General features: G+C 73.4%; 10 protein-coding genes. 3 read left to right on the top strand and 7 right to left on the bottom strand.

Translation table 11 applies throughout. The features are described from left to right. Positions 1 to 259 precede the first annotated feature (259 nt). Together AB0F13_RS18950 and AB0F13_RS18955 are read right to left on the bottom strand one after the other, a co-directional pair. Positions 260 to 775: a hypothetical protein gene (locus AB0F13_RS18950; protein ID WP_362083146.1), complete on the bottom strand. Its 516-nt coding sequence runs from the start codon at positions 773 to 775 to the stop codon at positions 260 to 262. Positions 776 to 861: 86 nt separating this feature from the next. Continuing rightward, positions 862 to 1,113 carry a peptidase gene (locus AB0F13_RS18955; RefSeq protein ID WP_362083149.1) on the bottom strand — a complete coding sequence of 84 codons (252 nt, stop codon included), beginning with the start codon at positions 1,111 to 1,113 and terminating at the stop codon, positions 862 to 864. Positions 1,114 to 1,266: 153 nt separating this feature from the next. Between AB0F13_RS18955 and AB0F13_RS18960 the strand changes: the two genes are divergently transcribed. Next, complete coding sequence (locus tag AB0F13_RS18960; RefSeq protein WP_362083152.1) at positions 1,267 to 3,447, top strand: serine/threonine-protein kinase; 2,181 nt, start codon at positions 1,267 to 1,269, stop codon at positions 3,445 to 3,447. A gap of 9 nt (positions 3,448 to 3,456) precedes the next feature. Here the strand turns inward: AB0F13_RS18960 and ilvD are convergent, their stop codons facing one another. From ilvD to AB0F13_RS18980, 4 genes are all read right to left on the bottom strand, one after another. Continuing rightward, positions 3,457 to 5,307 carry a dihydroxy-acid dehydratase gene (gene ilvD / locus AB0F13_RS18965; protein ID WP_362083155.1) on the bottom strand — a complete coding sequence of 617 codons (1,851 nt, stop codon included), beginning with the start codon at positions 5,305 to 5,307 and terminating at the stop codon, positions 3,457 to 3,459. Between the two features lie 214 nt (positions 5,308 to 5,521). Then, positions 5,522 to 6,157 carry a TetR family transcriptional regulator gene (locus AB0F13_RS18970; RefSeq protein WP_362083158.1) on the bottom strand — a complete coding sequence of 212 codons (636 nt, stop codon included), beginning with the start codon at positions 6,155 to 6,157 and terminating at the stop codon, positions 5,522 to 5,524. Further along, the gene (locus tag AB0F13_RS18975) at positions 6,154 to 6,978 is read right to left on the bottom strand and encodes a sugar phosphate isomerase/epimerase (protein WP_362083161.1); all 825 of its coding nucleotides are present in this window, start codon (positions 6,976 to 6,978) and stop codon (positions 6,154 to 6,156) included. The genes AB0F13_RS18970 and AB0F13_RS18975 overlap by 4 nt, the downstream gene beginning before the upstream one ends. 623 nt (positions 6,979 to 7,601) lie before the next feature. Beyond that, complete coding sequence (locus tag AB0F13_RS18980; protein WP_362083164.1) at positions 7,602 to 8,537, bottom strand: Ppx/GppA phosphatase family protein; 936 nt, start codon at positions 8,535 to 8,537, stop codon at positions 7,602 to 7,604. A 153-nt stretch (positions 8,538 to 8,690) separates the two neighbouring features. On the opposite strand from AB0F13_RS18980, the gene AB0F13_RS18985 reads away from it, so the two are divergent. Then, entirely contained in the window at positions 8,691 to 9,482 is a 792-nt protein-coding gene (locus tag AB0F13_RS18985; RefSeq protein ID WP_362083562.1) for a hypothetical protein, read from the top strand. 91 nt (positions 9,483 to 9,573) lie between these two features. Here the strand turns inward: AB0F13_RS18985 and AB0F13_RS18990 are convergent, their stop codons facing one another. Further along, a complete protein-coding gene (locus tag AB0F13_RS18990) occupies positions 9,574 to 11,388 on the bottom strand; it encodes a sigma-70 family RNA polymerase sigma factor (protein WP_362083565.1) in 1,815 nt (604 codons plus the stop codon). A 271-nt stretch (positions 11,389 to 11,659) separates the two neighbouring features. On the opposite strand from AB0F13_RS18990, the gene radA reads away from it, so the two are divergent. Next, a complete protein-coding gene (radA, locus tag AB0F13_RS18995; protein ID WP_362083167.1) occupies positions 11,660 to 13,111 on the top strand; it encodes a DNA repair protein RadA in 1,452 nt (483 codons plus the stop codon). Positions 13,112 to 13,181 lie beyond the last annotated feature (70 nt).

Here is a 13,181-nt window from a genome sequence, read left to right on the forward strand (position 1 = left end):
AAGCAGTCGGTTCGGATTTCGTTTCCGGCCCCCTGTCGGAGCGGGGTTTGTTTCGCGCCTTCCGGCGTGATCACTACTTTAGCGGATTTTCCCCGAGGCTCCTAATCGGAGTCCCGAGTCCGTTCCGTTCCGTATTCCGGCATGCCGAAATACTTCCCGTTCAGGGACCGTGCAGTGGTGATTGCCGCCGGTGCGGCTCGAAGTGCTGTCCCGGCGTCCTCTCGGACCCCGCGGCAACTCGGAGAACTCTACACGAGGTTCAGGGGTGCTTGCGCCGCCGCTTCGAGGCACGGGCCGCCGGGTTTCCGGTGCGTGCCGTGCGACGGCGCTCGTGGCGGGTGCGGGCCTCCTCGTACTCGGCCCGGTGGAGCTTCTCGCCCGGTGCCTCGACGAGGGTGCGGCAGAAGTAGGCGAGCAGTGTGCCGATGAAGCCGATCATCAGGAGGCTGCGCATCGAGCGCTCGGCCGCCGCATCCGTGGCTGCCGCGGCAGGGCGGCGCACAAAGCCGTCCCAGGCGCGGCGGAACGCGATCGCACTGCATACGGCGAAGGCCACGACGACCATGGCGTTGACCAGGCCACCGACCTTCGCGATGGCCAGGCCCTCGTAGCCGAGACGCAGGACGAGCGCTCCCGCCGCGGCCGCGGCCAGCGAGCCTGCGGCGACGCCGGCCCGCCGCAGGGCATAGCCGCCGCCGTGGTCGACCCACGTGGTGCCGAAGAACCGGATGGGCTCCGGCCGAGGGGCGGTCGCCGCCTGGTGCTCATCGCTCATGCGTCGATTATCGCCACCTGGCGCGGCTCATCCCGGGAGGTGGTCCTACGGCCTCGACCGAGGCTCACGCCTCACGTCATCGGACGTCAGCCGGAACAGCGCGTCGCCACGAAGTCGCTGCTGCCCGTCTTCACATACGCGTCGGAGACGTACTGGCCCGGCGCGATGCAGTCCCAGATGTCGGTGGTGCCGCACGGGCCGGAGACCGTCTCACCCCGGCTCTGGCAGCGGATCGACACGCTGGAGCCCTGCGGGAGGACCTTGATGAGCTCGCTGTCGCTGCTCGGGCCCCGGCGGACGTTGACCTGGTGGCCGGGAGCAATCGGGTAGTACGTCATGGTGTTTCCCCCCGTGAAGTGAATGACATGCGCAGGCTAGCAACGCCCGGCACGCCTACCTGGTCCCGCCTGCCCCATCGATTAGGCTCCGCAGGCGCCGGAAGCGGCCGACTGACACAGCCGATTGACACGGGTGACACGGGGGTGGGGAGCATGCCGCCGCTGCGCAGTGCCGGGACGGGACCGGAAGCGGACGATCCGGAGTATGCGGGTCAGTACCGGCTGGAGGAGCGTCTCGGTTCCGGCGGCATGGGCGTGGTGCACCTGGCGCGCTCCGCTTCGGGGCTGCGGCTCGCGGTGAAGGTGGTGCATGCCGAGTACGCGGCGGACCCCGAGTTCAGGGCGCGTTTCCGGCAGGAGGTCGCGGCGGCGCGGCGGGTGAGCGGTGCGTTCACGGCGTCGGTGGTCGACGCCGACCCGGACAGCGGGCGGCCCTGGATGGCCACCCTCTACATTCCCGGGCCGACGCTCTCGGAGCGGGTGAAGCGGAATGGGCCGCTGGGCCCGGACGAACTGCGGCGGCTGGCTGCGGGGCTGGCGGAGGCGCTGCGGGACATTCACCGGGCCGGGGTGGTGCACCGGGATCTGAAGCCGAGCAATGTGCTGCTCGCCGAGGACGGTCCGAAGGTCATCGACTTCGGCATTTCCCGGCCGTACGACAGTGAGCTGCGCACCGAGACCGGGAAATTGATCGGCACGCCGCCGTTCATGGCACCGGAGCAGTTCCAGCGGCCGCGTGAGGTGGGGCCTGCGGCGGATGTGTTCGCGCTGGCCTCGTTGCTGGTGCACGCGGCGACGGGGCGGGGGCCGTTCGAGTCGGAGAGTCCGTACATCGTCGCGTACCAGGTCGTGCACGACGAGCCGGATCTGACGGGCGTCCCGGAGGACCTCGTACCGCTGGTCCGCGCCTGCCTGGCGAAGGAGCCCGCGGACCGGCCGACCCCTGACGTGATCATGGGCATGGTGCCGTTCTCCCTGCCGTCCGGACCTCTGGGGAAGGACAAGTCGCGGCCGGCCTCACCCTCGCCCTCGCCCCTGCGCGAGGCCGGCCGCGCACGCCACGCCCCTCTCGTACCCTCCGGTGATCCCACCCCCGGCTCCTCCCCCGCATCCCCGCGCCGCCTCCGGCTTCCCCGTGCCCGTTGGCTCGCCGTGGCCGCCGCGGTCGTCGTGGCTCTGGGGGCGGGCGGCACGTGGGCGGTGGACCAGGTCGACGGGCTGGGCCGGCAGCCCCTGCAGACGCGGCCCAATCCCGCCGTGTCCTCCTGGCAGCCGTGGGAGACGTCCGTACCGGCGGACGCGGCGGGGGACGGCGAGGTGCGGGCCGGCTTCTGCACCTACTCGTCGGGTGCCCTGTACTGCTCCGCGCGCGGTGTGCACGCGGCGCGTATAGATGGCGTCAGCGGCAAGGTGGTGTGGCGGCGGACGGCCACCGCCCAGCGGCCCGGCGGCGGAGCCCCGAGCGCGCCCTTCGTCTCCGGCGGGCTGATTCACGCGCTCTCACCGGACAAACGGGAACTGTCGGCGCTCGACCGCGCCACCGGCAGGCCGCGCTGGACGCGCGATGTGTCCGGGTTCGGTGGGCGGATCTATCACGCGGGCGACACCGTGCTGCTGGTCGCCGCGGACGGCACGGTCACCGCTGTCGACGGCGCTACGAACCAGGAGCGGTGGCGGCACGCACTGCCCGGTGGCATCAAGCCTGTCTTCTCCTTCTACGGCAGCGGGCCCGTGTACGCCCTCGCGCCCTCCGCCGACGGTCGGCGGACCACTGTTGTCGCCATCGACGCCGTACAGGGCACGACGCTGTGGCAGTGGACGGCGGAGGGAAATCTGGCCACTGTCGGCAACGGTCCGCAGGACACCCTCTATCTCACGGAGAGCGACTCCCGTACGCGCGTCTCGGCGGTCGTCCGGTATGCCCCGGGCATCGGGCGGGAGCGCCGGGTGCCGCTCTCCACGCCCCTTGAGGCGACGAGCGTCGTGGCCAACGGCGACTCGGTCTATCTGCTGTCCTCCGACGGCGGGCTCACCGCGCTGAACACCGCCAGGTCCGTGGCCGACTGGCGGCTGGACACGTCCGTGGCCAACGCCTCGGCCCTCGTCGCCAGTGAGAACCGGCTGTACTTCTCGGCCGCCGACGGCCGGCTGCTGGCCGTGGACGCGGCGCGGGGCGCGCTGCTCGGGCAGACGTCGCCCCGCCTGGCGCGGGCCGGGCGGGGCTTGCTGGAGCTGCTTCCGGCACCGCTGGTGGCGGACGGGAAGGTGTTCGGGGCGGCGCCGGACGGGACGGTGTTCGCGGTGAACGGACTCAACCCGGCCGGTTGGCGGTAGGGCGCCGGCTCAGCCGAGCCTGCTGACGTCGCGGACCGCACCCTTGTCCGCGCTGGTGGCCATGGCCGCGTAGGCCCGCAGCGCCGCCGAGACCTTGCGCTCGCGGTTCTTCGGGGCGTACGTACCGCCGAGCGCCTCCCGCCGGGCCGTCAGTTCCTCCTCGGGCACCAGCAGTTCGATCGACCGGTTCGGGATGTCGATGCGGATGCGGTCGCCGTCCTCGACGAGTGCGATCGTGCCGCCGGAGGCCGCCTCGGGCGAGGCGTGGCCGATGGACAGGCCCGACGTGCCGCCGGAGAAGCGGCCGTCGGTGACGAGGGCGCAGGCCTTGCCCAGGCCGCGGCCCTTGAGGAAGGACGTCGGGTAGAGCATCTCCTGCATGCCGGGGCCGCCGCGCGGGCCCTCGTAGCGGATGACGACGACGTCGCCCTCCTTGACGCCCTTGGAGAGGATCTTCTCGACGGCCTCGTCCTGCGACTCGCAGACGACGGCCGGGCCCTCGAAGGTCCAGACCGACTCGTCGACACCGGCGGTCTTCACGACACAGCCGTCGACCGCGAGGTTGCCCTTGAGGACGGCCAGTCCGCCGTCCTTGGAGTAGGCGTGCTCGACGGAGCGGATGCAGCCGCCGGCGGCGTCCACGTCGAGGGACTCCCAGCGCTCGGACTGCGAGAAGGCGGTCGCGGACCGGACGCAGCCGGGCGCCGCGTGCCAGAGCTCGACGGCCTCGGCGGACGGCGAGCCGCCGCGCACGTCCCAGGTCTTGAGCCACTCGGCGATCGAGGAGGAGTGGACGGTGTGGACGTCCTCGTTGAGGAGCCCGCCGCGGTGGAGCGCACCCAGGATGGCGGGGATGCCGCCGGCGCGGTGCACGTCCTCCATGTAGTACGTGCCGCCGGGGGCGACGTTGGGGGCGACCTTGGCGAGGCAGGGGACGCGGCGCGAGACGGCGTCGATGTCCTTCAGGTCGTAGTCGAGCCCGGCCTCCTGGGCGGCGGCGAGCAGATGCAGGATGGTGTTGGTGGAGCCGCCCATGGCGATGTCGAGGGCCATGGCGTTGTCGAAGGCGGCGCGGGTGGCGATGTTGCGCGGCAGGACGGACTCGTCGTCCTGCTCGTAGTAACGCTTGGTGATCTCCACGACCGTGCGGCCGGCGTTCTCGTACAGGGCCTTGCGGGCGGTGTGGGTGGCGAGCACCGAGCCGTTGCCGGGCAGGGACAGGCCGATCGCCTCGGTGAGGCAGTTCATCGAGTTGGCGGTGAACATGCCGGAACACGACCCGCAGGTCGGGCAGGCGTTCTCCTCGATGCGCAGGACGTCCTCGTCGGAGACGTTCTCGTCGACGGCGTCGACGATGGCGTTGATCAGGTCCAGCTTGCGGACGGTGCCGTCCACGAGCGTGGCCTGGCCGGCCTCCATCGGGCCGCCGGAGACGAAGACGACCGGGATGTTCAGGCGCAGGGCGGCCATGAGCATGCCCGGCGTGATCTTGTCGCAGTTGGAGATGCAGATCAGCGCGTCGGCGCAGTGCGCCTCGACCATGTACTCGACGGAGTCGGCGATCAGGTCGCGGGAGGGCAGCGAGTAGAGCATGCCGGCGTGGCCCATCGCGATGCCGTCGTCGACGGCGATGGTGTTGAACTCGCGCGGGATGCCGCCCGCCGCCTTGATCGCGTCGGAGACGATGCGGCCGACCGGCTGGAGGTGGGTGTGGCCGGGCACGAATTCGGTGAAGCTGTTGGCCACCGCGATGATCGGCTTGCCGAAGTCCTCGCGCTCTACGCCCGCGGCCCGCAGAAGGGCTCGGGCGCCCGCCATGTTGCGGCCGTGGGTGACAGTGCGGGACCTCAGCTCGGGCATCCTGCTCGACTCCTCGAATCATGGATTCTGGACTTTCGAGCGTACGCCGGTAATCCAAGATCTGGACAGGGTCTCCGCGATGTGAGACGCGTCCCAGGGGTGAGCGGGGGCTGCAGGGCTTGACTCAGGGCCGGGGCCCTGCCGGCCTGCCGGCCTGCCGGGGGCCGGGGGCCGGGGGCAGGCCCCGGGCCAGGGCCAGGCCCGGGGCCTGAGTTCAGGGCCAGGGCCCGGTCAGGTGGCGCTGCACCGCCGGTGCCACCATCGCGATGACCTGTTCGAGGTCGGCCGACGCCAGCGGCTCGATCTTGATGACGTGCCGCATCATGGCCGTGCCCACCAGCTGCGCCGCGGCCAGCTCCGAGCGCAACCGGGGGTCCGGCCCGCTCAGCCGGGCGGCTATGCGGGCCATCAGGCGGGTGCTGATCAGGTCGCGGAAGACCTTGGCGGCGGTCTCGTTGGCCACGGCCGAGCGGAGGATCGCGAGCAGCGGTTCGCGCGTGACGGGGTCCTCCCACACGCCGAGGACGAAGCGCGCCAGCCGCTCCCCCGCCCCTTCCGGGCTGCCGCCGGTGACGGCCTCCGAGGCGCTGAGGGCGGGCGTGAAGGCCACTTCGACGGCGGTGGCGAAGATCTGTTCCTTCGGGCCGAAGTAGTGGTGGACCAGAGCGGGGTCGACGCCCGCGCCCTTGGCTATGCCGCGGATGGACGCCTTGTCGTAGCCGTGCTCGGCGAATTCGGCGCGGGCGGCGGTGAGAATGCGCTCCCGGGCGCCGGGGCCGGCGCCCGCGTCCGTACGGGCGGGGCGGCCGCGCTTCTTCGCGGCCGGCGGGCGGCCGGAGGCGTCGGTCATGATCTCGGCACGCCCGTCGGGGAGGCGAGGTGCAGACGGGTGTAGGCCAGCGCCTCGGCCAGGTCGGCCTCCCGCTCGGCGGCCGACATGGCGCGGCGGGTGTTGACCTCGATCACGATGTGGCCGTCGAAGCCGTTGACGGCGAGGCGTTCCAGCAGCTCGGCGCAGGGCTGCTTGCCCCGGCCGGGGACGAGGTGCTCGTCCTTGGCGGAGCCGTTGCCGTCGGCGAGGTGGATGTGGGCGAGCCGGTCGCCCATCCGGTCGATCATCTGGAGGGCGTCCGTCCGGGCGGTCGCCGTGTGGGAGAGGTCGACGGTGAAGTGGCGGTAGTCCTCTTTGGTGACGTCCCAGTCGGGCGCGTAGGCGAGCATCTCGCGGTCGCGGTAGCGCCAGGGGTACATGTTCTCGACGGCGAACCGGACGTCGGTCTCGTCCGCCATGCGCCAGATCCCGCGGACGAAGTCCCGCGCGTACGACCGCTGCCACCGGAACGGCGGGTGCACCACGACCGTCGTGGCGCCCAGCTTCTCGGCGGCCGCGCGGGCGCGCTGGAGCTTGACCCAGGGGTCCGTCGACCAGACGCGCTGGGTGATCAGCAGACAAGGGGCGTGCACGGCCAGAATGGGCACCTGGTGGTAGTCGGACAGGCGGCGCAGCGCGTCGATGTCCTGGCTGACCGGGTCGGTCCACACCATGACCTCGACACCGTCGTAACCCAGGCGCGCGGCGATCTCGAAGGCCGTCGCCGTCGACTCGGGGTAGACCGATGCCGTTGACAGGGCGACCTTCGCATCCGGAATGCGCACCACTGGCTCTGTCACGAGGGACAGCGTATGCCCGCCCCTGCGGCAGCGGGCAGGTGGTCCCGCAAGCCGGGCGTACGCAGCCGGTCCGGCGGCGGGCCGGTCATGCGGCGCCGGGCAGGTGGTCCGCGGCGGGCCGTCACGCGATGCCGGGCGGACGGTCCGGCGACCGGGTACGCAGGGCTCGGCAGGTGATCCCGGCGGCGGGCCGTCACACCGCGCCGGGCACGTGATCCGCGGCGGGCCGTCACGCGATGCCGGGCACGTGGTCCCACGGCGGGGGCCGTCACGCCATGCCGGGCGGACGGTCCGGCGACCGGGTACGCAGGGCTCGGCAGGTGATCCCGGCGGCGGGCCGTCACACCGCGCCGGGTACGCGATCCGCGGCGGGCGGTCACGCGATGCCGGGCACGTGGTCGGCGACCGGGTACGCAGGGCTCGGCACGTGGTCCCCCGGCGGGCCGTCACACCGAGCCGAGCACGCGATCCGCGGCAGCCCGTCACACGGTGCCGGGCAGACGGTCCGGCGACCGGGTACGCACGGCTCAGCAGGTAGTCCCGCGGCGGGCGTCACACCTCCCCGGGCACGTAATCCCGTGGCAGCCCGTCACGCGATGCCCGGCGGATGGCCCGGCGACCGGTCACGCAGGACTCGGCAGGTGGTCCAGGCGTCGCAGGATGATGCCCTCGCGCAGTGCCCAGGGGCAGATCTCCACCTCGTCCAGGCCGAGCAGGTCCAGGGACGCCTCCGCGACGAGCGCGCCCGCGAGCAGCTGGCGGGCCCGGCCCTCCGAGACGCCGGGGAGCCCGGCGCGTTGTCCGGTGCTCATGCCGGCGAGCCGGGGCACCCACTCCTCGAGGGACTTGCGGTTCAGGGTGCGCTGGACGTAGAGGCCGTCGGCGGAGCGGGCGGCACCGGCGATCCTGGCGAGCTGCCGGAAGGTCTTGGAGGTGGCGACGGTGTGGTCGGGGGTGCCGAGGCGGGCGAACGGGCCGACGTTGCGGGCGATCTCCGCGCGGACGTGGCGGCGCAGCGCCCGTATGTCCGTGGGCTCGGGCGGATCGCCGGGGAGCCAGGCGGCGGTGAGGCGCCCGGCGCCGAGGGGGAGGGAGACGGCGGCGTCGGGCTCCTCGTCGAGGCCGTAGGCCATTTCCAGGGAGCCGCCGCCGATGTCGAGGACAAGGAGTTTTCCGGCCGACCAGCCGAACCAGCGGCGGGCGGCGAGGAAGGTGAGCCGGGCCTCCTCGGAGCCGGAGAGCACGGACAGGGTGACGCCGGTCTCCGCCCGGACCCGGGCGAGGACGGCGTCCGCGTTGGCGGCCTCGCGGACGGCGGAGGTGGCGAAGGGCAGGACCTCTTCGACGCCCTTGTCCTCGGCGGCCTGCAGCGCCTCGTGGACCACGGCGATCAGCCGCTCTATGCCGGCGTCGCTGATGGCGCCGTCCTCGTCGATCAGTTCGGCCAGGCGCAGCTCGGCCTTGTGGGAGTGAGCGGGCAGCGGGCGGGCACCGGGGTGCGCGTCCACCACCAGCAGGTGGACCGTGTTCGAACCCACGTCGAGGACACCGAGTCTCATGGCCTGAACGCTACTGCTGCCGCTCGGGGCACTTAGGCTTGAGGGGTGGCGAAGACGAAGAAGGCCAAACCGGACAAAGCGCGGAGCGCGGGCTCGACGGCCTCGAAGAACCAGACGAAGAGCTCCGGCAAGGCCGACAAGCTCGCCTCCAAGGTGGTCAAGGCCCCGAAGGCCGGCTCCCCGGGCACGGGCGCCGTTCCGGACGAGGTCGGGCTGGACTTCGCCCGCGCCTGGGTCGAGTTCCCGGACCCGGCGGACGAGGAGCAGGTCTTCCGCTGTGACCTGACCTGGCTGACCTCCCGCTGGACGTGTGTTTTCGGCAGCGGCTGCCAGGGCATCCAGGCGGGCCGCGCGGATGACGGCTGCTGCACGCTGGGGGCGCACTTCTCCGACGAGGACGACGAGAAGCGCGTCGCCGGGCACGTCGCCCGCCTGACGCCGGACATCTGGCAGTTCCACGACGTGGGCACGGAGTCCGGCTGGACGCAGCTCGACGAGGACGACGGCGAGCGGCAGACCCGCCGCTGGCAGGGCTCGTGCATCTTCCAGAACCGGCCCGGCTTCGCGGGCGGCGCCGGGTGCTCGCTGCACATCCTCGCCCTGCGGGAGGGCCGGGAGCCGCTGGAGACCAAGCCCGACGTGTGCTGGCAGCTGCCGGTGCGGCGTACGTACGACTGGATCGACCGGCCGGACGACACGCAGGTGCTGCAGGTCACGATCGGCGAGTACGACCGGCGCGGCTGGGGCGCGGGCGGTCACGACCTGCACTGGTGGTGCACGTCGGCGCGGTCCGCACACGGTGCCGGCGAGCCGGTGTACGTGTCGTACCGGGCGGAGCTGATCGAGCTGATGGGCAAGAAGGGGTACGCGCGGCTGGTGGAGCTGTGCGAGGAGCGCATGGCCTCGCTCCTGCCGATGGCTCCGCACCCGGCCGACGCCCGCTGATCCGGCCGTTCGGCCTGACGTTCAACCTGCGGTTCGGCCTGACTGATTCGGCCCGCGCGCCGGTCAGCCCGTGCAGGTCAGCCCATGCAGGTCAGCTCGTGCGGGTCGGTGCCGGGGCCGGCACCGGGGTGCTCGGGGGCGGGGTGCTCGGGTGGGCCGGGGGCGGTGAGGGCTGGGGGGCCGCGCCACATCCCTCGATCGTCACCACGCTGCCGCCGGGCGCGATGGCCACGCGCGCGCTCCAGCGCCCGGCAGGCTCCCGGGCATGGTCCACGTCGACCGTGACGGTCACGGACCGGCCCGGGTTCAGCACACCTCCCGGCTGGCTCAGCCGCAGCCAGGGCGCGTCCGCCGACATGGACCAGCTGACCGGCCCGTCGCCGCCTGCGGTGAGCGTGATGAGCGTGGCGGTTCCGCTGGGCTGTGCCTCGACCGTCAGGCGCCCGGGCCCCACGACCCGTCCGGGCGCGGCGGGCAGCGGGGCGGGTCCGGCCCCCGCCGCGGGCGTCGGCATCACGACGCGCGCCGCCGGCACGGGCCTGCCGTCCGGGCCGAGCACGGCGACGGACACCTCGGAGAACCGGTGGCCCACCGTCGCGGGCGTGCCGGTGCCGGTGCCGGTGCCGGTGGAGCTGCTGGTGCGGCCCGAGGGGCCGTACGGGGCCGCGTACGGGTCGTCGTACGCCCCCTGGCGCGAGCTGCCGCCGAGGCTGTCGGTCTCCGTGGCGGACACGGAGGCGGCGCCCTGTCCCTCGCCGAGCGGCCCGCCGCGGTAGGCGGCCCACAGGGCGAGCAGGGGCGCGGCCACGACGGTGGCGAGGACGGTGGTCGTCACGGCCCGGCTGCGCAGGCGGCTGCGGCGGGCGGCGCGGTCCCTGGGCGTCAGGGGGAAGCCACCGCGGTCGAAGCGGGGGGTGGGGCGGGCGGCGGCCGGGCGCCGGCGCTGGGGCCGTGGGCCCAGGGCGTGCTGCAGGGCGGCGTGCGCAGCCGCGCGGGGCGCTTCCAGTACGGGCAGGGCGGCCGAGGACGCGGCCGTGCCGGGCCAGGGCTCTCCGGCGTTGGCCCGCTCGGCGGTACGGCGGCAGTCGGCGCACTCGTCCACGTGTCGCACGAGCTCGCGCCGGAGCGCGGCGCCCAGCAGTACCTGCGTGTCCCCCACGAACCGGGAGACGACCGGGCAGCGGCCGGACTCCACGACGGCGAGCGCGGTGCGGGTGCGCTCGACCTCGCAGGCGGCGCTGGAGAGCAGGGTCCGCGCGGCGCCGTAGTCCAGGCGCAGCACGGCGGCGACCTCGTTCGGGGCGAGGCCGTGGCGGACGGCCAGTTCCAGTGCCTCGCGCTGCTCGGCCGTGGTGCCGGCGGCCTCGGGCCAGGCGAGGAGGGCCAGTTCCGCACGCGCCCGGGAGTCGGTGCCGGCGCCGGCTCCGGTGCCGCCGGGCCGGGTGCCCGTGCCCCGCTCGGCGAGCCTGCGCAGGCACTCCCAGCGGGCCAGGGCGTACAGCCAGGCACGGTGCGCCTCCTCTGCGGCGGGGGCGCGGTCGGTGCGGCGCTCGGCGAGGGCGATGGTCTCCCCGAGGGCGTCGACGGCGGCGTCGTGGTCGCACAGAACGGACAGGCAGTAGGTGAACAGGCCGTCCAGATGGGACTCGTAGCGCGCGGGCGGGCAGGGGCCGGTGGCCGGCCGCCCGTCGGCAGGGTTCTCTTCGACGGCGGAGTTCTCTTCGACGGCGGTCTTCTCTGCCGCGCTCTCTTCGGCGGCGGTCCCGGCACCGGGGTGCACGGGGTTCACGGAGTTCAGGGGGTGAACAGGGTTCTCGACGACCGGGGGCTGGGCCGCGCGCGGCGCACGGCGGGATGCGCGGTGCGCGCCGGTGGCATGCGTGGGGGGCTCGGGCCTGCTCGTCATCATCCCGGCGACGGTAGGCGGATGGTGCGCCCACGTCCGCCCCGCTCCCGCAGGTTTAACCCATACGGGTGACTCTCTCCCTCAAAAGGGGACAGGAGTCGCACATTCCGCACGCAAGGTGGTGGATGGCACGTACTGGCGAACGAGGACGGCCCGGCATCGTGCGCGGCACCGTGCCCGGCACCGGCCCGGCATCGTGCGCGGCACCGGCCCCGCACTGTGCCCGGCACCGTGCCCGGCGTTGTCAGTGGCCACCGCTACGGTGTTCCGCATGGCTGCCCGAACCTCCCGCTCGTCCGCCAAGGACCGGCCCTCCTATCGCTGCACCGAGTGCGGCTGGACCACTGCGAAGTGGCTCGGCCGCTGCCCGGAGTGCCAGGCGTGGGGCACGGTCGAGGAGTTCGGCGCACCCGCCGTCCGTACGACCGCGCCCGGCAGGGTGACGTCCGCCGCGGTGCCCATCGCGCAGGTGGACGGCCGCCAGGCCACCGCGCGCGGCACGGGCGTGCCCGAGCTGGACCGCGTCCTGGGCGGCGGGCTCGTGCCCGGCGCGGTGGTGCTGCTCGCGGGCGAGCCCGGCGTCGGGAAGTCGACCCTGCTGCTGGACGTGGCGGCCCGGGCCTCCTCGGAGGAGCACCGCACCCTCTACGTCACGGGTGAGGAGTCGGCGAGCCAGGTCCGCCTGCGCGCCGACCGGATCGGCGCGCTCTCCGACCACCTCTACCTGGCCGCCGAGACCGACCTGTCCGCCGTCCTGGGGCACCTGGACTCGGTGAAGCCGTCCCTGCTGGTCATGGACTCCGTCCAGACCGTGGCCTCCCCCGAGATCGACGGCGCGCCCGGCGGCATGGCCCAGGTGCGCGAGGTCGCCGGCGCCCTCATCCGGGCCTCCAAGGAGCGCGGCATGTCCACGCTGCTGGTCGGTCACGTCACCAAGGACGGCGCGATCGCGGGCCCCCGCCTGCTGGAGCACCTGGTCGACGTCGTCCTGAGCTTCGAGGGCGACCGGCACGCCCGCCTGCGCCTGGTGCGCGGGGTGAAGAACCGCTACGGGGCCACCGACGAGGTCGGCTGCTTCGAGCTGCACGACGAGGGCATCACCGGCCTGACCGACCCCAGCGGCCTCTTCCTCACCCGCCGCGCCGAGCCCGTGCCCGGCACGTGCCTGACGGTCACCCTGGAGGGCCGCCGCCCGCTGGTGGCCGAGGTCCAGGCGCTGACGGTCGACTCCCAGATCCCCTCGCCGCGCCGCACCACCTCCGGCCTGGAGACCTCCCGGGTGTCGATGATGCTCGCCGTGCTGGAACAGCGCGGCCGGATCAGCGCCCTCGGCAAGCGGGACATCTACAGCGCCACCGTGGGCGGGGTGAAGCTCTCCGAGCCCGCCGCCGACCTCGCCATCGCGCTCGCCCTGGCCAGCGCCGCCAGCGACACCCCGCTGCCGAAGAACCTGGTGGCCATCGGCGAGGTGGGCCTGGCGGGCGAGGTCAGAAGGGTCACCGGCGTGCAGCGGCGGCTGGCCGAGGCCGCCCGCCTCGGCTTCACCCACGCCCTCGTGCCGAACGACCCCGGCAAGATCCCCGACGGCATGCGGGTCCTGGAGGTCGCGGACATAGGCGACGCCCTCCGCGTGCTGCCCGGGCGCCCCCAGCGGGAGAAGCGGCAGAAGCGGGAGGAGGGCGGGCGGGCCGCGGTGGCCGGAGCCCGACCGGAGGAGAGCTGAGGACAGCCCCCTAATAGGCTGGGCGCCAGTAGACTTTGCCCTGGTCCCGCCCGTACGTACACACCGTCGT

Origin of the sequence: Streptomyces sp. NPDC026206 (assembly GCF_040638465.1) — a bacterium.
Classification (GTDB): Bacteria; Actinomycetota; Actinomycetes; order Streptomycetales; family Streptomycetaceae; genus Streptomyces.